27 protein-coding genes are annotated in these 22,726 nt (G+C 47.7%); 25 read left to right on the top strand and 2 right to left on the bottom strand.

Features of this window, described 5'->3' with window-relative positions; translation table 11 throughout:
* Positions 1-11: 11 nt before the first annotated feature.
* The 22 genes from hisD to rsfS all read left to right on the top strand — a co-directional run bounded on the left by hisD (position 12) and on the right by rsfS (position 18,751).
* Positions 12-1,301 carry a histidinol dehydrogenase gene (gene hisD, locus DXA36_RS03145; protein ID WP_118676143.1) on the top strand — a complete coding sequence of 430 codons (1,290 nt, stop codon included), beginning with the start codon at positions 12-14 and terminating at the stop codon, positions 1,299-1,301.
* A gap of 20 nt (positions 1,302-1,321) precedes the next feature.
* Positions 1,322-1,939 carry an imidazoleglycerol-phosphate dehydratase HisB gene (gene hisB, locus DXA36_RS03150; protein WP_118676145.1) on the top strand — a complete coding sequence of 206 codons (618 nt, stop codon included), beginning with the start codon at positions 1,322-1,324 and terminating at the stop codon, positions 1,937-1,939.
* Between the two features lie 77 nt (positions 1,940-2,016).
* Entirely contained in the window at positions 2,017-3,309 is a 1,293-nt protein-coding gene (gene hisIE / locus DXA36_RS03155; RefSeq protein WP_118676147.1) for a bifunctional phosphoribosyl-AMP cyclohydrolase/phosphoribosyl-ATP diphosphatase HisIE, read from the top strand.
* A gap of 151 nt (positions 3,310-3,460) precedes the next feature.
* Positions 3,461-4,837, top strand: a complete 1,377-nt coding sequence (locus tag DXA36_RS03160; RefSeq protein WP_118676149.1) for an MATE family efflux transporter — start codon at positions 3,461-3,463, stop codon at positions 4,835-4,837.
* A gap of 90 nt (positions 4,838-4,927) precedes the next feature.
* The gene (locus DXA36_RS03165) at positions 4,928-5,314 is read left to right on the top strand and encodes a hypothetical protein (protein ID WP_118676151.1); all 387 of its coding nucleotides are present in this window, start codon (positions 4,928-4,930) and stop codon (positions 5,312-5,314) included.
* A gap of 183 nt (positions 5,315-5,497) precedes the next feature.
* Entirely contained in the window at positions 5,498-6,487 is a 990-nt protein-coding gene (locus tag DXA36_RS03170) for a MerR family transcriptional regulator (RefSeq protein ID WP_118676153.1), read from the top strand.
* Positions 6,488-6,499: 12 nt separating this feature from the next.
* Entirely contained in the window at positions 6,500-7,435 is a 936-nt protein-coding gene (locus tag DXA36_RS03175) for a hypothetical protein (RefSeq protein WP_118676155.1), read from the top strand.
* Between the two features lie 326 nt (positions 7,436-7,761).
* The gene (locus DXA36_RS03180; RefSeq protein WP_243114553.1) at positions 7,762-9,774 is read left to right on the top strand and encodes a TIGR03960 family B12-binding radical SAM protein; all 2,013 of its coding nucleotides are present in this window, start codon (positions 7,762-7,764) and stop codon (positions 9,772-9,774) included.
* Complete coding sequence (locus DXA36_RS03185; protein ID WP_118676157.1) at positions 9,771-10,484, top strand: TIGR03936 family radical SAM-associated protein; 714 nt, start codon at positions 9,771-9,773, stop codon at positions 10,482-10,484. The genes DXA36_RS03180 and DXA36_RS03185 overlap by 4 nt, the downstream gene beginning before the upstream one ends.
* Positions 10,481-11,731 carry a ribonuclease E/G gene (locus tag DXA36_RS03190; RefSeq protein ID WP_243114554.1) on the top strand — a complete coding sequence of 417 codons (1,251 nt, stop codon included), beginning with the start codon at positions 10,481-10,483 and terminating at the stop codon, positions 11,729-11,731. The genes DXA36_RS03185 and DXA36_RS03190 overlap by 4 nt, the downstream gene beginning before the upstream one ends.
* Positions 11,732-11,746: 15 nt before the next feature.
* Positions 11,747-12,334: an NUDIX hydrolase gene (locus DXA36_RS03195; RefSeq protein WP_118676159.1), complete on the top strand. Its 588-nt coding sequence runs from the start codon at positions 11,747-11,749 to the stop codon at positions 12,332-12,334.
* Positions 12,331-13,152 carry an HAD family hydrolase gene (locus DXA36_RS03200; protein WP_118676161.1) on the top strand — a complete coding sequence of 274 codons (822 nt, stop codon included), beginning with the start codon at positions 12,331-12,333 and terminating at the stop codon, positions 13,150-13,152. Before DXA36_RS03195 ends, DXA36_RS03200 begins: the two co-directional genes overlap by 4 nt.
* A 119-nt stretch (positions 13,153-13,271) precedes the next feature.
* Positions 13,272-13,982 carry a hypothetical protein gene (locus tag DXA36_RS03205; protein WP_118676163.1) on the top strand — a complete coding sequence of 237 codons (711 nt, stop codon included), beginning with the start codon at positions 13,272-13,274 and terminating at the stop codon, positions 13,980-13,982.
* Between the two features lie 139 nt (positions 13,983-14,121).
* Complete coding sequence (locus tag DXA36_RS03210) at positions 14,122-14,331, top strand: hypothetical protein (protein ID WP_118676165.1); 210 nt, start codon at positions 14,122-14,124, stop codon at positions 14,329-14,331.
* A gap of 79 nt (positions 14,332-14,410) precedes the next feature.
* Positions 14,411-14,716 (top strand): 50S ribosomal protein L21, encoded by a 306-nt coding sequence (gene rplU, locus DXA36_RS03215; RefSeq protein ID WP_118676167.1) that lies wholly within the window; start codon positions 14,411-14,413, stop codon positions 14,714-14,716.
* Positions 14,717-14,725: 9 nt separating this feature from the next.
* Complete coding sequence (locus DXA36_RS03220; RefSeq protein ID WP_118676169.1) at positions 14,726-15,055, top strand: ribosomal-processing cysteine protease Prp; 330 nt, start codon at positions 14,726-14,728, stop codon at positions 15,053-15,055.
* Between the two features lie 5 nt (positions 15,056-15,060).
* A complete protein-coding gene (gene rpmA, locus DXA36_RS03225; RefSeq protein ID WP_009252724.1) occupies positions 15,061-15,345 on the top strand; it encodes a 50S ribosomal protein L27 in 285 nt (94 codons plus the stop codon).
* Between the two features lie 137 nt (positions 15,346-15,482).
* Positions 15,483-16,772, top strand: coding sequence for a GTPase ObgE (gene obgE, locus DXA36_RS03230; RefSeq protein ID WP_118676171.1), 1,290 nt, complete (start codon positions 15,483-15,485; stop codon positions 16,770-16,772).
* Between the two features lie 24 nt (positions 16,773-16,796).
* Positions 16,797-17,087: a ribosome assembly RNA-binding protein YhbY gene (yhbY, locus tag DXA36_RS03235; protein WP_118676173.1), complete on the top strand. Its 291-nt coding sequence runs from the start codon at positions 16,797-16,799 to the stop codon at positions 17,085-17,087.
* Between the two features lie 32 nt (positions 17,088-17,119).
* On the top strand, positions 17,120-17,776 hold the full coding sequence (nadD, locus tag DXA36_RS03240; protein ID WP_118676175.1) for a nicotinate-nucleotide adenylyltransferase: 657 nt from the start codon (positions 17,120-17,122) through the stop codon (positions 17,774-17,776).
* Positions 17,769-18,395: a bis(5'-nucleosyl)-tetraphosphatase (symmetrical) YqeK gene (gene yqeK / locus DXA36_RS03245; protein WP_118676177.1), complete on the top strand. Its 627-nt coding sequence runs from the start codon at positions 17,769-17,771 to the stop codon at positions 18,393-18,395. The genes nadD and yqeK overlap by 8 nt, the downstream gene beginning before the upstream one ends.
* The gene (gene rsfS / locus DXA36_RS03250; protein WP_118676179.1) at positions 18,392-18,751 is read left to right on the top strand and encodes a ribosome silencing factor; all 360 of its coding nucleotides are present in this window, start codon (positions 18,392-18,394) and stop codon (positions 18,749-18,751) included. Before yqeK ends, rsfS begins: the two co-directional genes overlap by 4 nt.
* A gap of 89 nt (positions 18,752-18,840) precedes the next feature.
* On the opposite strand, the gene DXA36_RS03255 is transcribed toward rsfS, so the two are convergent.
* Complete coding sequence (locus DXA36_RS03255) at positions 18,841-19,743, bottom strand: AraC family transcriptional regulator (protein ID WP_118676181.1); 903 nt, start codon at positions 19,741-19,743, stop codon at positions 18,841-18,843.
* 158 nt (positions 19,744-19,901) lie between these two features.
* Here DXA36_RS03255 and DXA36_RS03260 point away from each other — a divergent pair, with 158 nt between their 5' ends.
* Positions 19,902-20,753: a GNAT family N-acetyltransferase gene (locus tag DXA36_RS03260; RefSeq protein WP_182478902.1), complete on the top strand. Its 852-nt coding sequence runs from the start codon at positions 19,902-19,904 to the stop codon at positions 20,751-20,753.
* Positions 20,754-20,880: 127 nt separating this feature from the next.
* A complete protein-coding gene (locus DXA36_RS03265; RefSeq protein WP_147366532.1) occupies positions 20,881-21,111 on the top strand; it encodes a hypothetical protein in 231 nt (76 codons plus the stop codon).
* A 111-nt stretch (positions 21,112-21,222) separates the two neighbouring features.
* On the opposite strand, the gene lexA is transcribed toward DXA36_RS03265, so the two are convergent.
* Positions 21,223-21,843: a transcriptional repressor LexA gene (lexA, locus tag DXA36_RS03270; RefSeq protein ID WP_118676187.1), complete on the bottom strand. Its 621-nt coding sequence runs from the start codon at positions 21,841-21,843 to the stop codon at positions 21,223-21,225.
* 195 nt (positions 21,844-22,038) lie between these two features.
* On the opposite strand from lexA, the gene DXA36_RS03275 reads away from it, so the two are divergent.
* On the top strand, positions 22,039-22,392 hold the full coding sequence (locus DXA36_RS03275; protein ID WP_118676189.1) for a peptidoglycan-binding protein: 354 nt from the start codon (positions 22,039-22,041) through the stop codon (positions 22,390-22,392).
* The last annotated feature ends 334 nt before the right edge of the window (positions 22,393-22,726 follow it).

Raw genomic sequence — 22,726 nt, forward strand, 5'->3', positions numbered from 1 at the left:
GATTAGCTATTATGAGAATATTGAAGCTGTCGGATAATACCAAAAAAGATCTGCAAAACGATCTTCTGAAACGAAGCCCGAATAATTACGGGCAGTATGAAAATGTTGTGGCGGATATCATTACCCAGGTAAGGGAAAAAGGGGATGAGGCTGTTTTTTCCTATACCCGTAAGTTTGACCGCTGTGAAATCACCCCGGAAACGCTGAAAGTCACCAGGGAAGAAATCGAAGAGGCTTATGCGCAGATCGGCGGTGAGTTTGCGGAGGTTATGCGTAAATCGGCGGAAAACATCCGCCTTTTCCATGAAAAGCAGCTGCGCAGCAGCTGGTTTGATCCCAAACCGGACGGGACGATCCTGGGGATGAAGCTGCTACCCATTGATACGGCCGGGGTATATGTACCCGGAGGGAAAGCGGCCTATCCGTCCAGTGTTTTGATGAATGTGATTCCGGCCAAGGTAGCCGGCGTCAGGCGTATTATAATGACCACGCCTCCCGGACCGGATGGAAAGGTGGATCCGGGAACGCTGGCGGCGGCCAATATCGCAGGTGTGGATGAGATCTATAAGGTGGGAGGCGCCCAGGCGATTGCCGCAATGGCTTTCGGAACGGAAAGTATTCCCAAGGTGGATAAAATTACAGGGCCGGGTAACATCTTCGTAGCCCTTGCCAAAAAGGCCTGCTTCGGCTATGTCAGCATTGACTCCATCGCGGGGCCGAGTGAAATCCTGATCATAGCGGATGAGACGGCGAATCCCCGTTATGTTGCCGCGGATCTGCTTTCCCAGGCGGAGCATGACGAACTGGCAAGCGCCATCCTCATTACCACCAGTGAAGAGCTTGCAGCTAAAGTATCGGAAGAAACCGAGAACTTTCTGGCGGCATTAAGCCGCAGGGAGACTATACGCAAGTCCCTGGATAACTATGGATACATACTGCTGGCAGACAGCCTGGACAGCGCTGTGGACACGGCAAATGAAATCGCTTCCGAGCATCTGGAAATCCTCACAAAGGATCCTTTCCCGGTCATGACCCGGATCCGGAATGCGGGAGCTGTTTTCCTGGGGGAATATTCCAGTGAGCCTTTAGGCGATTATTTTGCCGGCCCCAACCATGTCCTTCCCACAAACGGTACCGCAAAGTTTTTCTCCCCTCTCAATGTGGATGATTTCATGAAGAAAACCAGTATCATTTCCTATTCCAAAGAAGCGTTGGAGAAGGTTCATAAGGATATTGAATTATTTGCCGAAAGGGAAGGCTTGACGGCTCACGCAAATTCGATTAAAGTAAGATTTGAATAACTGTTAAGGAGGGCGGTCCCATGGAACAGGAGACAGGCGGATGCCAGCCGCTTAAGCGGAAGGCATCCATTACAAGAACCACAAAAGAAACCGACATCACGGTAACTTTAAATCTGGATGGTACTGGAATGAGCGATATTCATACGGGAATCGGTTTTTTTGACCATATGCTGGAAGGATTTGCCCGGCATGGATTGTTTGACCTGACAATACAGGGCAGCGGCGATCTGCATGTGGACGGCCATCATATGGCAGAGGATACCGGAATTGTCCTTGGACAGGCGATTGCACAGGCGGTTTCTGATAAAAAAGGGATACGCAGATACGGTTATTTTATCCTTCCCATGGATGACGCGCTGGCCCTGAGTGCCGTGGATTTATGCGGCAGGCCGTATTTCGAATTCGAATGCAGCTTCCCAACTCCTATGATCGGAGGTCTGGACAGCCAGCTTATCCGGGAATTTTTCTATGCCGTTTCCTATAGTGCCGCCATGAACCTGCATTTGAAAATGCTTTCCGGCCTGAACAGTCATCACATGGCAGAGGCCATGTTTAAGGCATTTGCCAAAGCGCTGGATATGGCGACGGGCAGAGACGAACGGATCGATGGGGTATTAAGTACAAAAGGAAGCCTTTGACCAAGTTGGTCAGGAAGAAAGGCTATGACTCAGTGGGTCAATGTGCCATAAAATGCAAATGAAAGAGCGGGAAAGCCATGAACTCGAAAAAATTTTTGCCTTGTATTTATCTTTATCAGAAAAGAGCGGTATGCGGATTGGACGATATGCGGGAGGCCAGCATTGATCCGGTTGCCCTTGCGGTAAGCTACAGCGATAATAAATGTGACGGGATCTTTGTGTTTGATTTGTCCGGAACGGATAATGAGCATGAAGAGAATCTTGATATGATAAAGGAGATAAGTTCCTCCGTGGCGGTGCCGGTTATCGGTGCCGGCCATATACGCCGTATGGAGGATGTGAAGAAGCTGCTGTACGCAGGCTGCCGGCAGGCGGTGCTGGATTATTCCCGGGAGGACAACGTGGAGATCACCAGGGAGGTATCCTTAAAATTCGGTGCCGATAAACTTCTTGCTATGGTTGACAACAGCAAGGTGGTGAAGGAGCAGTGCACGCTTATCAATCAATATATCAGCCGCCTGCTTATTAAAGAACCTGCCATATTGAAGGAAGTGGCACAGGTGAGTCCGGTCCCTGTGATTACCACGCTTCCGGAAGTGTCCCTGGAGAAAATCATTGAGATCCTGAAGCTGGAAAATGTGGGAGGGATCGCCGGGAAGCTGGTTAATGATAATATCCGGGAAATCCAGGCGCTTAAAGATTTGTGCAGGGATAACGGAATTGAAGTGACGGAGATAACCGCTGCCTACCAGTGGGAGGATTTTAAAAAGAATTCCGACGGCCTGCTCCCTGTTATCGTACAGGATTATAAGTCAGATGCTGTTCTTATGCAGGCATACATGAATGAAGAGGCCTACCGGGCCACTATACATACCGGAAAAATGACCTATTACAGCAGAAGCCGTCAGGAGCTTTGGATAAAAGGAGAGACAAGCGGCCATTACCAATATGTCAAATCCCTTCACGGAGACTGCGATATGGACACCCTTCTGGCCAGAGTGGTACAGATCGGAGCGGCCTGCCATACCGGATCCTACAGCTGCTTTTTTAATGAAATCCTGACTATGGATGAAAAGGCCGATACCCAGCACAATCCGCTGAAGGTATTCGAAGATGTTTTTGCGGTCATTAAAGACCGGAAGGAAAATCCCAAAGAAGGCTCCTATACCAATTATCTTTTTGATAAGGGAGTTGATAAGATCCTGAAAAAGCTTGGGGAAGAGGCTACGGAGATCGTAATTGCGGCTAAAAATCCCAATCCCAATGAGATCAAGTATGAAATCTGTGATTTCCTGTACCATATGATGGTTCTCATGGCAGAAAAAGAGGTAACCTGGGAAGAGATCACCACCGAGCTGGCGAACAGATAGAAATGAATTTTTTCTGTTACAGAGGAAGCAGGATAGATAATTCGTAACTGTGAAGGAACTGAACAGTTGACAATTCATCGCTTCCTCTGTATATTTATGTATGGAATTAGTTCTTTTTGGAACAATCCGGTTTTGGAAAGGGGATATTATTATGAAAGCAACACAGGAAAAAGAAGCGGATTTAGGGAACGGCGGCATAGGAAAGCTTCTTTTCAAGCTGGCGCTGCCGGCGATTCTGGCACAGATTATCAATGTTATGTATAATATGGTGGACCGCATGTACATCGGCCATATAGCAGATGTGGGACCGAGCGCCCTTACGGGGGTGGGGGTAACCATGCCCCTGATTATGGCAATTTCCGCTTTTGCGGCGCTGGTCAGCATGGGCGGCGCGCCGCGGGCTTCCATCATGATGGGAAAAGGGGATAAGGATACCGCTGAAAAAATACTGGGTAACTGCACCACCATGCTGGTACTGATGGCAGTTGTGCTCACCGCAGTTATCCTGTTGTTCGGCAAGCCCATTCTCCTGATGTTCGGAGCCAGTGACAACACCATCGGCTATGCCTGGGATTATATGAGCATTTACGCTATGGGCACTATTTTTGTCCAGATTTCCCTGGGGTTAAACGCCTTTATCAATGCCCAGGGATATGCGCGGACCGGGATGCTTACCGTTGCGATCGGCGCAGTCTGCAACATTATCCTGGATCCTGTCTTGATTTTCGGTCTGGGCATGGGGGTGAAAGGCGCCGCACTGGCTACGATATTATCCCAGGCCGTATCCTTTGTCTGGGTGCTTCGTTTCCTCACATCAGGAAAAAGCTTCCTTCGCATCCGGAAAGGCAACCTGAAGCTTTCTGCAGCGATTATCCTGCCCAGTATCGGGCTTGGGGTTTCCCCCTTTATCATGCAGTTTACGGAGAGTGTCATATCCGTATGCTTTAACACCTCTCTGCTGAAATACGGCGGGGATATCGCTGTGGGCGCCATGACTATAATGACCAGCGTTATGCAGTTCTCCATGCTGCCGCTTCAGGGGCTGACGCAGGGGGCGCAGCCGATCATCAGCTTTAATTACGGTGCAGGAAGCATTGAACGTGTCAAGAAAGCCTTCCGGCTGCTGCTGGTGTCCTGTCTGGCATACAGTACGTTATTATGGGCCATTGCCATGTTCCTTCCTCAGATTTTTATCGCTATTTTTACCAGTAACGGGGAGCTGGCCGCATATGTAACCTGGTCTATCCGTATTTATATGGCGGCCTCCCTTTTATTCGGCATCCAGATAGCCTGCCAGCAGACCTTTATCGCTCTGGGCAATGCGATTACCTCCGTATTCCTGGCACTGCTCAGAAAGGTAATCCTGCTGATACCGCTGATTTTCATTCTTCCCGCCCTGCTTCCGGATAAGGTGTTCGGTGTATTCCTTGCGGAACCTGTTGCCGACACCATTGCCGTTACCGTGACAGGGATCCTGTTCCTGCGGGAATACAGAAGGCTGTCCCACAAAAAAGTAGGTATGGACTGACATTTTCGATCATATTTTTTACTAAGAAGGACTTTCCCTGTAGGCAGAGGCCCTGCAGGAAGGTCCTGTTGTTAAATCAGGAGGTCGGAAATGAACCAAGATTCAAATACCCAGCGGAGGTTGGAGCTGATGCGCCTGATTCGTGAAGAAAATCATAATAACCAGCAGCGCATCCGCACCAGGGAAGAGATCCTTTATGGAAAAAGTGACAGCTACGGCGGTATTGATGAATACGGCTATCCGCTGAGCGCGGCAGAATACTCCCGTCCGGAAGAAGGGGTACATATGTCCTCTTTTGGCCTGCGGCTTGTTATTGCGGTCCTGCTGTTCGGTATTTATTATTTTTGCCGGGGGCAGGACCTTAGTATTGGAGGCATTACCACAGACCGGATCGAGGCGGCTGTTAATGAATCGGAAACGAAACTTGTCGATTTTATCAGCCAATTCTCCTATACTTTACATGATAAGCTGCCTTAATTAAAACTTGATGGAAGCCTGTACTGCGAGACAGACGATTGTGTATTGATCTATAAAATGTTCTATGGAAATTGCCGGCCTGGAATTTCCATAGAACATTTTCTTTTCAATCTCTCCTCTGTTTTTCTTGACACGAACACCGTGTCATGCTTTATAGTTAATCAAAAGGAAGGTGGAAATACTATGGAACAAATGAGGACAATCAGCACAGTAGCAAAAAATCTTGGTATTTCAAGCCGTATGCTCCGCTACTACGAGCAGATAGGATTGATAGAGAGCCGGCGCGTGGAGGATTATGCATACAGGGTTTATGATGAAGAAGCAATCAGGAGGCTTCGCCAAATCATCATATTACGGAAGCTGCGGGTACCTGTAAAGCAAATCCGGGAGATATTCGGCAACAGCAGCGCATTGGGGGTAATCGAAGTATTTGAGAGTAATATCAGGGAGCTTGACGAACAGATGACAGCGTTATCAACGGTTAAATCTTTACTCAGCCGCCTTGTTCAGGAACTTCAGGAAAAAGCAAATCTGCATTTGCAGCTGGATTATCTTGGAGACAGTTCAGTTTTTGCTGTTGTGAACAGCGTTTCCTTTCCCAAAAATACCATACAGGAGGAAAAGTCCATGGAAGACCTTAATAAAGCAAATGAAATTTTACAAAAGCTGGAGGACAAAGAAGTACGTATTATTTACCTTCCGCCTATGACCGTAGCAGCAGCCCGCTATTCGGGGAAAGCAGAATATGGAGTGGGGCCGGAAGCGACTGGTATGATTGAAAAATTTGTGTACGATACGGAATTGCTTAAAATAAAACCCGATGCCAGAGGGATGGGTTTTGACTGTTCCAGAGAAGATCTAAGAGTGGAAGCAGGAGTAACTCCAACGGCATATGAAGCATGGGTATCAATTCCTGAAAATATGGAAATCAAGCCGCCTCTGGTAAAAAAAACGTTCAGCGGCGGAATGTATGCCGCCCATGTATTGAGGGACTGGAATTTTCAGGATTGGCGTTTGCTTCGGGAGTGGGTCAGTGAAAGCGAGAAATATGAAGAAGCCGGCGGGCCATGCTTTGAAGAAACATTAAATTATTACAACCTTATGAATAATGGAGCGAAAATGGAAGATACACAAATTGATCTGCTGCTGCCTATTAAGGAAAAGACAAAGTAAAGGGGGGATGGAATGAGTACAAGCCATGGCGAGACAGTGATGCAAAAACCAATCAGTGCGTATGCGGCTTATCTAAAAAGCCTGATACCGGCGGATATACCTGACACTTATGAGCTGAAACCTAAGTTTAAAAATGTTGCAAGTGAAGAGAATATTCATAACGGCGTTATTGCCTTCAGAGATTTTCTGTATGTATTTTGTGACCGATTAATTTCTGACGGATATTTATACGCTAAACCGCAGAAAACAAAGAACCCATCGGACTACCCGTTCCTGAAGAAAATGAATCACCTCTTGATTGACATTGGTTATAACGGCAGACTGAATGAAAGCGGTGATTCTTTACTGGTCTCTGAAATTCCGTCATTTACGTCTATAAAGCCCAAAATCCCTGCCTCTAAGCAAATGGAATATTTACGCTTTTTAGCTCTCTGCGGTTTTGTTTTTACTGGTATTGATTTAAATGATAAGACATTCCATATGACAGGCGGTTTTTTGGAAGTAACTTATCCCAAGGCACCAGTCATGCTGACGGGGTTAAAGGCCCTGTCGATTGCGGCGGTGGAACAGTGGGTGCGGTTTTATAATAATGCGAATGATCTTTTACGATGTGATTACAGGGTAATGAAGGCGGAAGATACGGACGTATGCGATGTTTTGAAGGATATATTATTTCCGTTGCCTGAAAGCATACAAAGTTTTGCATTAGGATTACATAAACGCTATACGGATATAGGAATGACCTGTGCAATCATTAACGACAATGCAACTCATTTTGCCTATGCATATACAAAAAACAGCCGGCGGCTTTTATCGCCGCGGGATATCTATTCACGCAGAATATGGGAAATTGAAGTATCAATGAAATACGGATATAGTATCGTTATAAGACCCAAAAATACAGATAAGTACGCAGACCTTATCGAATCATTTCCCTTGCTGCCATGAGACGGGATATTGAGATATGGCTTGATCATGAGGTGCCATCTTCATAAATGGCATAACGGACAAGCATCTAAAACTTTATTATTGTTCGGATTATGGCATCCAAATAGAATCCGGCCCCGGAAAGGGCAGCACAGTGTTACTGGTCACGGAGTGAACAGTAACGGCACAGTTTTTCCGAATTATGTTCTGCCAAATAGTGTTGCTTAATACCGTGAAATGCCTTATAATTAGGCATTGCGGCATATTGTATTATCCTATGCTGCCATACCGGCCCTTAATGCACTTTATAAACACTATGCAAACATCACAATAAATAAGGAAAAACCATGAGAACACTAGCTTTAGATGATGAAATATTGTTAACGATAGACAAACCGGCCCGCTATATAGGCTGTGAAGTAAATTCGGTTATGAAGGATCCGGAAAAGGTGGACATCCGTTTTGCCATGTGCTTTCCCGATGTATACGAAATAGGCATGTCCCATCTGGGTATCCAGATCCTATATGATATGTTTAACAGCTGGGAAGATACCTGGTGTGAACGGGTCTATTCCCCCTGGGTGGATCTGGATAAAATAATGAGGGAGAAGGGCATTCCTCTTTTCGCCCTGGAATCCCAGGAACCGGTGAAGGATTTCGATTTTCTCGGCATTACCATCCAGTATGAAATGTGTTATACGAATATTCTCCAGATACTCGATCTGTCAGGTATTCCGCTGCTCGCAGAGGAAAGGGAGGAAACCCATCCTATTGTCATCGGCGGAGGCCCGTGTACGTATAATCCGGAGCCGATTGCAGATTTCTTTGATATCTTTTACATCGGGGAAGGGGAAACGATTTACCGCCAGCTGTTGGATCTCTATAAAGAGTATAAGAGAACCGGTATCACCCGGCGGGAATTTCTGATACAGGCGGCCGGTCTGCCGGGTATGTATGTACCCTCCCTGTACGAAACGGCTTATAAAGAGGATGGTACCATCGATTCTTTCACCCCGAAGGTAGAAGGCATTCCCCGTACTGTCCTGAAACAGATCCAGATGGATCTGACGGATACCTATTACCCCAGGAAACCGATCGTTCCTTTTACCAAAATAACGCAGGACAGGGTGACGCTTGAAATACAGAGAGGCTGTATCCGCGGCTGCCGTTTCTGTCAGGCGGGGCAGTTATACCGGCCGGTGAGGGAACGGGATGTGGAAATGCTGAAGCAGTGTGCGGTACAAATGCTGGACAGCACCGGGCAGGAGGAAATTTCCCTGAGTTCCTTAAGCTCCAGCGATTATTCCAGGCTGGAGGAACTGGTAACCTTTCTGATGGAAACATGCCGGGAACGTATGGTGAATATTTCCCTTCCATCCCTGCGTATTGATGCCTTTTCTTTGGATATTATGGGAAAGGTGCAGGATGTAAAGAAAAGCAGCCTGACCTTTGCGCCGGAAGCGGGCAGCCAGAGGCTTCGGGATGTGATAAACAAAGGCCTGTCGGAGGAAGTGATCCTGAAGGGTGCCGCTATGGCCTTTGAGGGAGGCTGGACCAGGGTGAAGCTGTATTTTATGCTGGGGCTTCCCACGGAAACCGAAGAGGACATCCGGGGAATCGCAGAGCTTTCCAATAAGATTGCGGCGTTGTTTTTTGAAACGGTTCCCAAAGAAAAAAGGACCGGTCAGGTACAGATCGTGACAAGCACTTCCTTCTTTATACCCAAACCCTTCACCCCTTTCCAGTGGGCGAAGATGAATACAAAGGAGGAATTCCTGGACAAAGCCCGACTGACGAAAGCGGCGGTAAGAGAGCAGCTTAACCAGAAACGGATTAAATACAACTGGCATGAAGCGGATGTGAGCATGCTGGAAGGCGCATTTGCCAGAGGGGATCGCAGGCTGGGACAGGTTATCCGGAAAGCTTATGAAAAGGGCTGCCTCTATGACTCCTGGAGTGAATTTTTCAAAAACGATATATGGCTGGAAACCTTTGAGGAATGCGGCCTGGATATTGATTTTTATACGGTCAGGGAAAGAGCGCTGGATGAAATCTTCCCCTGGGATTTTCTCGACTGCGGTGTTTCCAGGGAATTTCTGAAAAGGGAGTGGCTCCGTGCCCAGGAAGGAATCGTGACCCCCAACTGCAAAAGACAGTGCCAGGGCTGCGGGGCGGCCCGTTTCGGCGGCGGTATCTGTTTTGAAAAGAGAAATGCGGAGGGGGAAATTGAAGACGGAGCCGCCCAGACCCTTATGGAATATGCCCATCTGCATGAAAGCAAAGAAACGGCGGGCTGCCCGGAAGAAATGATCCTGAAAGAAATGTGTGCGAATGACGGGGAAGGAGGTGCGCAGGCATGAAGGTACGTGTTAAATTTGCCAAATATGGCTGTATGCGGTTTATCGGCCATCTGGACGTGATGCGTTTTTTCCAGAAGGCGTTGCGCAGGGCCGGGATCGATGTGGCGTATTCCACCGGCTTCAGCCCCCATCAGATCATGAGTTTTGCCTCCCCCCTTGGGGTGGGGATGTGCAGCAATGGGGAGTATATGGATATTGAACTGCGTTCCACAGAACTTCGTTCTGCAAAAATGTGCAGACGTCTGAATGAAGCCTGTGTGCCGGGAATAGAAGTCCTTAGTGTGAAAATGCTGCCGGAAACGGCGGGAAATGCCATGGCCAGCGTAGCTGCTGCCAGATATACCGTTCATTTTAAGGATCCTTCCTCCGATTTTCATTTTCTGGAAGGGGCGTTGGAAGGATTCCTGGAACAGCCAGGCATTACGGTCACCAAGGAAACCAAAAAAGGAAGCTCCCAAATGGATATCCGGCCCGGTATTTATGAATGCAGAGTAACTCCCGAAGGCCGTCTGGAATTTATGGTGGATGCCAGCAGCGGGGGCAATATCAAACCGGCGCTGCTTCTGGGCGCTCTCTGGGAATATGCGGGCATGGAACAGGAGCTTCCCCTGCTGAAGCTGCAGCTGACCCGGGAAGAGACCTACACAAATACCGGCACGGCGGAAAAACCGGTATTTGTGCCGCTGGATGAAGTGGGTGACGACTTTTGAAAGATGCTAAACTTATCTTCCTGAAACAGGAGAAACATATTTTATCCCTGCTTCTGGAGGACGGAAAACTGCTGGAGGCCAATGCCTATCCGCTTCCGGCTTCCGGTGCGGACGCCGCAGCTGCGCCGGATCAGGCACAGCTGCCCTGTTCCCTGGGAAGTATCTATGTGGGAAAAGTAAATCATGTGGTAAAAAATATTAACGCCGCTTTCCTGGAACTTGCCGGAGGGCAGCGCGCCTTTCTATCCCTGGATAACCGAAAAGCCCCCCGGCTGCTGAACCGTACTTACGACGGACGGCTGCTGGCAGGGGATGAAGTGCTGGTACAGGTGGAGAAGGAGGCGGTTAAAACCAAGGATCCGGTGGTTACTGCGGAGCTTTCCTTTTCCGGGCGGTATGCCGTCCTGCTTCCTTCCTTCCGGCCGGGCAGACTGGTCTTTTCCGGCAAGCTGGAAAGCTCCCGGAAAAAGGAACTGAAAGACTGGCTGGAAAGGAAAGACATACAGGCGGTTCTGGAACGGGCAACCGTCATTATCCGTACAAACGCATCGGAGCTGGCGGAGGCGGAGCCACTGGCCCTGGATATCCTGCGTCTGGACGCCCTGGCTGCTCAGATCCTTTCCGTTGCCGGCAGCCGGACCTGCCGCAGCTGTCTGTACCGTCCGGACAGCGCCTATCTCACTGAAATCCGGGACACCTATCACGATCAGTATGAGGCTATCCTTACCGATGCTCCCGATTTGTATGAAGAAGTGAAACAATTTCTGGCACAACAGTGTCCGGGTGAGCTGCATAAGCTGAAGCTGTATCAGGATTCACAGGTTACCCTGATGAATCTGTACGGCCTGTCCGCCAAACTGAAGGAGGCCACAGAGACGCGTGTATGGCTCAAATCCGGAGGTTATCTGGTTATCGAACCAACGGAAGCACTTACAGTTATCGACGTGAATACGGGCAAATACAGCGGTAAAAAGGCGGTCAGGGAAACCTTCCGTCTGATCAATCTGGAGGCGGCGGCGGAAATCGCCAGACAGCTGCGCCTGCGCAACCTGTCCGGTATTATCCTGGTGGATTTCATTAATATGGAAGCCAGCGAGGATAAGCAGGAGCTGCTCCAGGCCCTTTCCCGGGAACTCAGACAGGATCCGGTAAAGGCGGTGGTGGTGGATATGACGCCTTTGGGACTTGTGGAGATCACAAGGAAAAAGATACGCAGGCCACTGCGGGAACAGCTGGGAATAGAGTGACAGGAGAATGACGGCATGCGTTTGCTTCGTATGAAAAAAATCCATGAAGGGACCTATCTGAATAACTACGAACTGACTTATCTGAACAAGGGAGGCAGGGAAAAGGTGTTTGAGCTGGTAAGCCGCAGCCGCCTTTCCTGTGCAGAAGATATCGGGCGTCAGATAAACGGGGTAACCATTGTAGCCTTTCAGGAGGATAGGCTGCTTCTCCTGAAAGAATTCAGGATGAGCATCAATAAATCCATTTATAATCTCTGTGCGGGTATGCTTCAGGAAGGGGAAAGCGTGGAGGATTGTGCCAGGCGGGAGTTATATGAAGAAACCGGGCTGTCGGTTTCCCGGTTTCTGGATATTCTGCCCCCTTCTTATTCCGCGGTGGGGTTCTCCGATACCAGCACCCATTTGGTATTCGTACAGACCGAGGGCAGCTTTGCGGATCATACATCAGATAATGAAGAAATCCATGCAGGGCTATATTCCAGGGAAGAAATCAGGGAAATGCTGCGGACAGAGGAATTCAGCTCCCGTTCCCAGACTGTAGCCTATTTTTTTGCCGGCGGTTTTACGCCCTCCGGCTTGTACAAAGAGGATGATACCCTATGAAAACCCTGTATGTTACCGATTTGGACGGAACCTTGCTTCGTTCCGATAATACTATAAGCCCGTTTACGATAAATGCCATAAACGGACTGGTTGACAAAGGGATGCTTTTTACTTATGCAACGGCCCGTTCCCTTGTTTCTGCATCCGTTGTGACCAGGGGGCTGTCGGCCCGTATTCCCGTCATCGCATATAACGGCGCTTTTATTTTCCATGCGGACACCGGCCTTCCCCTGTATTCGCTGTTTTTTACCCCGGAAGAGAGCGCGTATATCACAACGCTTCTGAAGCGTTTCCGGCTTTACCCTTTTGTCTATTCATTTCAGGAGGGTGTAGAACGGCTCAGCTGGATATCCGGCACGGAAAACGAAGGGGCTTTCCATTATCTGCAAAAACGGAAGGGCGATCCCCGGCTGAATCCGGTGCCGGATGAAAGCAGACTGTATACAGGAGATATGTTTTACTTTACCTGTATCGGCGACAGGGAAATGCTTCTGCCCTTTTATGAAACGGTTGCTGCCAGCGGACTTTTTACCTGTACCCTGCAGCAGGAACTGTATGAGACGGAGTACTGGTGCGAGGTCATGCCAAAAAAGGCTACTAAGGCCAATGCCATTACCAGACTGAAAGAGCTGTGGGGATGTGACAGGATTGTCTCCTTTGGCGATTCCCTGAATGATATTTCCATGTTCCGTATCTCCCAGGAATGCTATGCGGTGGAAAATGCCGCCCCGGCGCTGAAGGAATATGCCACGGGACGGATATCCGTATGCGACGAGGACGGTGTGGCAAAGTGGCTTCTGTCCCATGTGCACCTCTGAGGGTATTTAGAGTCATTTTAGAGAATAGTCTGTTATCCTATACATGCGCGTAAAATGCGCTGCGGGATGACAGGCTCCTTTTTTTCCGCAGAAAAATACATGAGAGAAAGGGAGAAAACATGAAAACTTACCGAGCAAAACAAGTCAGATACCCGGCAATGAAAATTCTTTGGGGGAACAGGAAAACGACAGCCGCCGTACTTCTGGCCATGCTGTTTCTGGCTGCAGCCTGCCTGAGCGCCTGCGGCGATTCCGGGGACATGTTTGTTAGGATTCCGGAGGAGACGCTGCCTGCCGGGACGCAAAACAGACAGGAGGACAGCGCGGAAGCGTCAGATACTGCTGCGGATACTGCCGAAGCGCCTCCGTCCGACGTTACACCTACGGAGAAGGAAAGTGTCTCCCCGGAAGAGACTCCTGTACCCGCTGCCGGGAAGCAGCCGGAAACAACAGTTCCTGAAGAGGGCGGCGGGGAACAGACTCCGGCCGCGAATACGGTTCCCCATACTACTTCCGGCAGCCACGAATTGAACGGCTCCATTCAATCCGTCGGTGACGCGGGCTTTACTGTCTACCGGATTACAACGGCCCAACAGGATGACGGAGGAATGATTGCCTATTCCTCCAAGGAAGAAAATACACTGGTGGATATCAGCTTTACGGATCAAACGGTTTTTACCATTACCTCATCCGCAGACGGCGGCATTACTTCGTCCAGCACACCGGGGACAAAAGCCGATTTGGAAGTTTCCCGCACCGTATATATGACCGGACAGTGGGAGGGGAATCTTTTCCGTGCGGATACGGTAGTGATCTATCATTTTAGCTAAAACCGCCTGCTTCCCGCTTCCTGCTTGAAGTATCCATTGACCGCATATATAATGACGCCAGGATCCGGGAGGTATTTTATGCTGAAAATAGGGGAATTCTCAAAACTGACAAAAGTGTCTGTGCGTATGCTTCATCCTATTGGAAAAAAGAATCTCCGGCGGCAATACCGTAGTTATCGTGGAGCATAATACGGAGGTGATCTGCAGCGAGGACTGGGTAGTGGATCTGGGACCGGAGGGCGGAGACCGGGGAGGACAACTGGTGGTTCAGGGTATCGTATCGGATCTGATATGGAAAAATATCGTATTTTTAGTTGACACCTGTCCGCGCCGATGCTATTATATATGAGTATGCCGCATAGCGAGGTAAAAGTATGTCCGTTCGGACATCACCGCAGTTAGCGAGTTTTGGAAATAGGAGGTGCCCTATGTACGCAATTATTGCAACAGGTGGAAAGCAGTACAAAGTTTCCGAAGGTGACGTTCTGAAAGTTGAAAAACTGAACGCAGCAGAAGGAGATGCTGTTACATTTGACCAGGTAATCGCAGTGAGTGACAACGGCCTTAAAGTAGGCGAAGATGTTGCTTCCGCTACCGTTTCTGCTACTGTAGTAGGCGAAGGCAAGAGAAAGAAAGTCATCGTTTACAAGTATAAGAGAAAATCCGGTTACCATAAGAAAAATGGTCACAGACAGCCCTACACACAGGTTAAGATTGAAAAGATCAACGCTTAATCAGAAACCATGATGAAAATAGTAGTCAGGAAGACAAGCACAGGAGCTTATATAGGTTTTACCTGTATCGGCCACAGCGGTTTTGCTCAGGCAGGCAGTGATATTGTCTGCGCATCCATTTCCGTCCTTGTAATTAATACCATTAATTCCATCGAGCGGTTTACCGGGGAAAAGATGGCAGTAATTACCAATGAAGAGGAAGGTTTAATTGATGTCAGATTTGCAAATCCTGTTAATGAGAAGGCCTCACTCCTTATGGATTCCATGATGCTTGGCTTACAAGAAGTGAAAGAACAATATGGTAGTAAATACCTGAAACTTCAATTCGAGGAGGTGTAGACCCAATGTTAAAAATGAACCTTCAGTTTTTTGCTCATAAAAAGGGAGTTGGTTCCACAAAGAACGGCAGAGATTCCGAGTCCAAGAGATTAGGCGCCAAGAGAGCTGACGGACAGTTCGTTAAAGCAGGAAACATTCTTTACAGACAGCGTGGAACAAAGATTCATCCCGGCATCAATGTAGGACGTGGCGGCGATGATACTTTATTCGCATTAGTAGACGGTGTACTGAGATTCGAAAGAAAAGGAAGAGACAAAAAGCAGGCTTCCGTTTATCCTGTAGAAAAATAAGTACGTATCTGCCGGGCTTCAAACATCTTTTGTTTGAAGCCCTTTCCATTATAAATTTACTGCCGTACCTGAGAGTGTGTATCGCAGGGTACCTGCGCCTTAATATTCATTCCGGAGGCTGATTGAAAGGATTTTGTATGTTTGCAGACAGAGCGAGAATTTATGTCAGAAGCGGTAAGGGCGGGGACGGTCACGTTTCCTTCCGCAGAGAAAAATATGTACCCAACGGCGGCCCTGACGGCGGAGACGGGGGAAGGGGCGGAGATGTTATTTTCCAGGTGGATGAAGGCCTGAATACCCTGACTGATTTCCGCCATGTCCGCAAATATAAGGCCGTGGACGGGCAGGAAGGCGGGAAGCGCAACTGCCGCGGAAAAGACGGGGAAGATATCGTCATTAAGGTTCCGGAAGGGACGGTTATCAAGGAAGCGGAAAGCGGGAAGGTTATTGCCGATATGTCCGGAGATAACAGACGTATTGTGCTGCTCACCGGAGGAAGGGGCGGTAACGGGAACCAGCACTATGCCACAAGCACCATGCAGGCCCCCAAGTATGCCCAGCCCGGCCAGCCCGCAAGAGAGCTGGAACTGTTCCTTGAACTGAAGATGATCGCCGATGTGGGACTGGTTGGTTTTCCCAATGTTGGTAAGTCCACCCTGCTTTCCCGGGTTACCAATGCACGGCCCAAAATCGCCAATTACCATTTCACCACAATTATCCCCAATCTGGGAGTAGTGGATCTGGATGATGCGAAGGGTTTTGTCATTGCGGATATTCCGGGGCTGATTGAAGGCGCCTCCGAAGGCGTGGGCCTGGGCCATGAATTCCTGCGCCATATCGAACGGACAAAGGTGATCATTCATATGGTGGATGCGGCCGGAACGGAAGGCAGGGATCCGGTAGCGGATATTTATGCCATCAACAAGGAGCTGGAGGAATACAATATCGAAATCGCTTCCCGCCCTACCGTTATTGCGGCCAATAAAATCGATGCCATAACCGATACGGAAAACAATCCCATCGATGCCCTCAAAGCGGAATTTGAACCAAAGGGAATCCGGGTTTTTCCTATTTCAGCCGTAAGCGGACAAGGACTGAAGGAGCTGCTTTATCATGTGAGCGGCCTGCTGGATAAGGCTGATGATAAACCGGTGGTTTTTGAACAGGAATATTTTCCCGAGTTTGAAAACAGCTATTCCAATGAACCCTATACCGTGGAATACAACGAAGAGGACGACGAATATGTGGTGGAAGGCCCCCGTATTGAAAAAATGCTGGGTTACACCAATCTGGAGTCGGAGAAGGGCTTTACCTTTTTCCAGAACTTCCTTAAGGAAACCGGCATTCTGGAACAGTTGGAAGAGCTGGGAATCCAGGAGGGGGATACGGTCCGCATGTATGGTCTGAAATTTGATTACTATAAATAAACCGAATACGGGAGGAATATACAAATGACAAGCAAACAGAGAGCTTATCTCAAAAGCCTTGCCAGCAGCCTGGACCCTGTTTTCCAGATTGGAAAGGGAAGCCTTACCCCGGAAGTGACGGAAGCTATTTCCGAGGCGTTTAATACAAGGGAATTGATCAAGATTGCAGTACTGAAAAACTGTTTTGACGATCCGGGCGAAATTGCACAGATGATTGCAGAACGGACAAAGTCCCAGGTCGTACAGGTTATCGGAAAGAAAATCGTTCTGTACAAGGAAAGCCGGGATCATAAGAAAATCGAGCTTCCCAGGTAAAACGGAACCGGTTACGGAGGAACAATCATTCCATGGAAGATAAGAAGCGCAGAAGAATAGGAATTATGGGCGGAACCTTTAATCCCGTCCATGTAGGCCATCTGCTTCTGGCAGAAAATGCATATTCTATGTTTTCGCTGGATGAAATCCTTTTTATCCCCAGCGGATGCCCTTATATGAAGGATCCGAATGAAATCCTGGACGGAGCAACAAGGCTGCGGATGACGGAGCTTTCTATCAGGGATAATCCGCATTTTTTCCTGTCCTCCATGGAGATCGACAGAGGGGGATATACCTATACCTGTCAGACGCTGGAACAGCTGGAAAAGGAGAATCCGGACTGTGATTATTTTTTCATCATGGGTGCGGACAGCCTGTTTCAGATGGAGGAATGGAGGGAACCGGAAGTTATTTTCCAAAAAGCCGTAATCCTTGCCGCGGTGAGGGAAGGACGGGGAACCCGGGATTTGGAAGAGAAAGCGAAGCAGCTTACGGAAAGGTTCCGGGCGAGGATACATCTGGTACCGGCGGGTAATATCGCTATTTCCTCCTCCGATATCCGCCGCCGGATACAGGAGGGCCGTTCCATACGGTATATGGTCCACGAGAAGGTAAGGGAATATATCGAAGATAATCAGCTTTACCGGGGCGGCAGCGCTCCGGCCTCACAGGAGAACAGGCATGAATAAAGAAACAAAAAACTCCATGGAAACCCAGGAAATCCTTACGCTGCGAAAGGCGATGGAAAAAGTGCTGGAGGGAAAACGGTATGAGCATACCCTTGGGGTCGCTTATACCGCCGCGTCCCTGGCTATGTGCTACGGGCAGGATGTGCATAAAGCCCAGGTGGCGGGACTTCTCCATGACTGCGCTAAGAATTATACCAATGAAAAGCGGATAAATATCTGCAGGAAAAACGGCATTCCCATCAATGAAGCCGAACAGAAAAACCCGTTTCTTCTCCATGCCAAGGTTGGCAGCTTCCTCGCCAGGGAGAAATATGGGATCAAGGACAAGGAAATCCTGGATGCTATCACCTATCATACAACAGGACGTCCGGAAATGGGCATGCTGGATAAAATCATTTATATTGCAGACTATATAGAGCCGGGGCGCCGTCAGGCGCCGGGACTGCCTGAAGTCCGCCGGCTTGCCTTCGCAAGCCTGGATGATTGCCTCTATCGTATCCTGAAGGATACGCTGGATTATCTTGGCGCGTCCAAAATGGAAATTGACATGTCCACCCAACAGACTTACGATTACTATAAAGCACTCCGGTGCGACCAGAAAGGCAGGGAATCCCTATGACAGATAACCGTTCCAAAGAAATGACCAGGCTGGCTGTCTCCGCTTTGGAAGACAAGAAAGCAGAGGACATCAGCATTATAGACATCAGTGAGGTTTCCGTACTGGCAGATTATTTTATTATTGCCGGCGGAAGCAACCACAGCCAAATCCAGGCTCTGACTGATAATGTGGAAGAGAAGCTGGGACGTGCAGGATATACGAGAAAGCAGATAGAAGGCTATGATACCGCCAATTGGGTACTTATGGATTACGGTGATATTATTGTCCATATTTTTGACAGGGAAAACCGGCTCTTTTATGATCTGGAAAGAATCTGGAGAGACGGCAAAAGAGTAGGGCTGGAAGAATTTAAGTAGGCTACAAGGGAACGCGGTTTATGTATTAGCAGGTTTTTTCTCCGATTGCATAAACGCGTTCCTTTTTTTCAGAAGTATGTTGAATAACTTCAGATGATATTGCCGGAATGTTTTGGCGTGGTACCGAATTTTTTCTTGAAAGCACGGGAAAATGTGGAATAGTCCCGGAAACCGCAGGCATAACAGGCTTCGGTTACGCTCATTCCGTTTTGTATCTGTGTTTTGGCGGACAACAGACGTTTTTCGCTGATATAGGAGCCGATGGAATAGCCTGTTTCCGCTTTAAACAGGTGCATCAAATAAGAGCGGCTTATAAAAAAGCGCTCCGCCAGATCATCCACAGTTACTTCTTCCCGCAGATGGGAATTGATATAATCCACTATAGCGGCTATTTTCTCATTGGAAACTTCATTTTCCAGGTAATTCACATGATTGTTTATCAATGCGCGGTTCAGCCAAATCATGAATTCCAGAAAGAGAACCTTCTGATACAGCTCATTGGCATATTCATTTCCCGAAAAAGAACGCTCCAGTTCCCTGCACACCGAAAAGAGACTGCTCTTTTCCATATTTTCGATACGGAGTACATTTCCGTGGAACACTTTCTTTCCATGGAAATCTTCGCTTCCTTGGAACGCTTCGCTTCCATGTGTTGCCTTCGCTTCCCGGAAACAGCGGGTCAGATCATTGCTTTTATCCTTATAATCCTGCATAAAGCCGGAGGAGATATAAATAATTATTCTCTCATAGGGCAGACAGCTGTGAATGACCGGCCGGTGGATCTCTCCGGCGTTTACAAGGATGATATCATAAGGCTTCAGTTCATACTTCCTTCCCTCAATGGAGTAGGTGACATCACCGCTCAGAAAGAGGACTATCTTATCAAAATCATGGTAATGGTATGAAAATTCCATTTGCTTTGTATCGCAAAGATGGAAAATACGGAAATCATTCTGCAGATATCCTGTTTTCTCGTAGGCATTATTTTCCATGGACAAACCTCCATTTCACTTATAGCCCAGCCCACTTTCCAGTAAGGGTATGGGTTAAATTAATTATAAAGCACAATTTGCAAGATTGAAAGCACCAATTCTGTTTTTTGTAAGGAAAATGCCGTGTAAAATAGATGATAGTAGAGGAGGCCTGGAATATGAACTTTGCAGCATTACGCTATGAGGAGCTTGCACTGAATGCATTTCCTGTTTTGCATACGGAAGTATACGATGGTTGGATTCTTCGCTTTTCCGAAGGGAAAGGCTATCAGGGGAACTGCATAAGCCCTCTTTATCTGTCCACAAAATCCTACGAAGATAAAATAAACTATTGTGAAAATAAATTTAAAGAAAAAGGGCTTCCCTGTGTATTCAAAATGACTCCCAATGTCCCGTCCGCACTGGATCAGCAGCTGGCTATGAGAGCGTACGAACAGGAGGATAAAACCTATATAATGGAGTGCAGCCTCATGGAAGAACCGGAGTCATACCCGGCTTCAGACAGGAAAAAAACAGAGACAGGAACACAGGAGAGCTCCATATCAGGCAAAACAGAAATCCGTCTCAGCCGTAAAATAGACGATAACTGGCTGGAAGCCTTTGTTGGAATGGGTTGCTTCCGTTCTATGGAAGGGATGAATCAAAATATCTGTCCGGATACCGCAAGAGCTATGCTTACTGCGATACGGAATCCGGTTTACTGCGCCGCATTATATGAAAATGGCAGCCAGAAGTCCCCAGGAAAAATTGTGGGCTGCGGTCTTGGTGTTGTGGAAGATAATAAAATTGGCATTTATGATATCCGTGTTGACAGCGGTTTCCGGCAGAATGGTATTGGCGCCCGTATATGCCGGGCTATTATGGAAGAGGGGCGTAAGGAAGGAGCCTGCAAGGCGTTTCTTAATGTGGCCGCATCCAATTATCCTGCGCTCAGACTTTATCAGAGCCTGGGCTTTGAAGAGGTATATACCTGCTGGTACCGCGTACAAAACAGGGGACGCGGGGTATAAAAAGCAGTTCTGTTTTACAATTTCCGTACTGTACGAAAGAGATTAGTAAAATCTGGATATAATAGGTTTATATTTCCTCATGCCGGGAATACTTATGGTAAAACCAGGAAAGGAAGAAATTGCCTGTATGTTAAGAAGTTATCGACTGAACCATTTAACGGATGCCGGTAAGGCCGAACAAATTCTTCAAGAGATGGACGGCCTGGAGGGAATGCGTTCTGCCAGGATATCGGAGGATTTAAAGGAATTGGACGTGGATGCAGAAGAGGGGAAGTTCAGCTTTATCATGGATCATACGGTAAACATCTGCCGGAAAGTAGCGGATGGATGTGAAATAACCTTTATGTTTCGTTCCTGAGAGTGCCGCGTCAGCGCGGCACTTTTTTCAGGATTCGTAAAAGAAAAAAGAGAAACGCCTGTTGTGAAGGGTACATATCCCTTTCTCAACAGGCGTTTCCTGTAATATGTATCAGTTATAAATACGGAATACTCCGAAAACTTTACCCAGAATCTTGCAGTCATTGACAATGATGGGATCCATAGTATCGTTTTCCGGCTGCAGGCGGATATGCCCTTTCTCCCGATAGAACGTCTTTACCGTGGCAGAATCGTCAATCAGGGCCACAACCATATCGCCGTTTCTGGCTGTTGCACAGCTGTGCACAAAAATCTGATCTCCGTTGTTGATGCCGGCATTTATCATAGAATCCCCGCGTACCTTCAAAATGAAAGAAGGATCGCCGCCCGGAATGAATTCCGCCGGAATAGGGAAGTAGCTCTCTATGTTCTCTTCCGCCAGAATAGGCTGCCCCGCGGCCACATTACCTACCACAGGCAGGCTTACCATTTCTGTCCGAACCATTTGAAAACTGTCGTCGCAGATTTCGATCGCCCGCGGCTTCGTGGGATCCCTTCGGATGTATCCGTTCTTCTCCAGGGTCTCCAGATGAGAGTGGACGGAAGAGGTGGATTTCAGATGGACGGCCTCACAGATTTCTCTTACTGCAGGCGGATATCCCCTTTCCAAGATTTGTTCTTTTATGTATTCCAGGATTTCTTTCTGCTTTGCAGTAATTTTGCCCTGTGCCATATTTCATCCTCCTTAAAAGCCCCGTTGGTGTTTTTATTAGTATAGCATAGCAGGTTTTAAAAAGCAAACATATATTCCGAATAGCTGTTCGATTTTATGCCCGTATTTCAAGTAAAACTATTGACAATCGAATCTATGTTCGATATAATAAAAAGCATAAAGAACGTGTGTTCGAATATGTCTGGAGGGCGGAAAATGTTTGAAGAAAGAATCAGACTCAATAAAATCAGAAGAGAGCGGGAGCTGAGGCGGCATATTCTTATTTTTACGGTTTCCGCCGCTGTTGCCATTATTCTTACCATTGCAGGAGGGAGTCTTATTTCCAGGGCGCAGGAGCCAGGAACTCCCGTCTTTTATAAATATTATACCAGTATCCGGATTGACGAGGGGGATACCCTGTGGTCACTGGCGGATTCCTATGCCGATGAGAATTTTAAATCCAGGGAAGCTTTTATTCAAGAAGTAGTCCGAACCAATCATCTGCTGGATGAGACTATTTGTGAAGGAGACTATCTGATCGTTCCCTATTATTCGGCAGAATTCAAGTAAATGTCTGTGTCCGGCCCCGGACAGAAATATATATAAAACGCGTTTAATTTCCAGAAAACCAAAGGGTTTCTTAAGAAATTCTTTGGTTTTTTCTGTGCCCATTTTTCAGCTTTCAGAGCTATTCTATTTGTAAACCTGATTATTGCGGCTCTGTTTGTTCCGATTTGTTGGGACTGTTACCGGAGTTGCGTTACTATTCACTCTGTGACCAGTAACTAAGTTACCACTGATTACCTGTCTTATGTATTTTATTTAGAAGAAAAAAGGGGGAAAGTATGCTATAATACTACAAGGATACGGCTCAGACACGCCGTAAATTATACATGACAGCAGA

It is taken from the genome of Eisenbergiella sp. OF01-20, assembly GCF_003478085.1.
GTDB lineage: Bacteria > Bacillota > Clostridia > Lachnospirales > Lachnospiraceae > Eisenbergiella.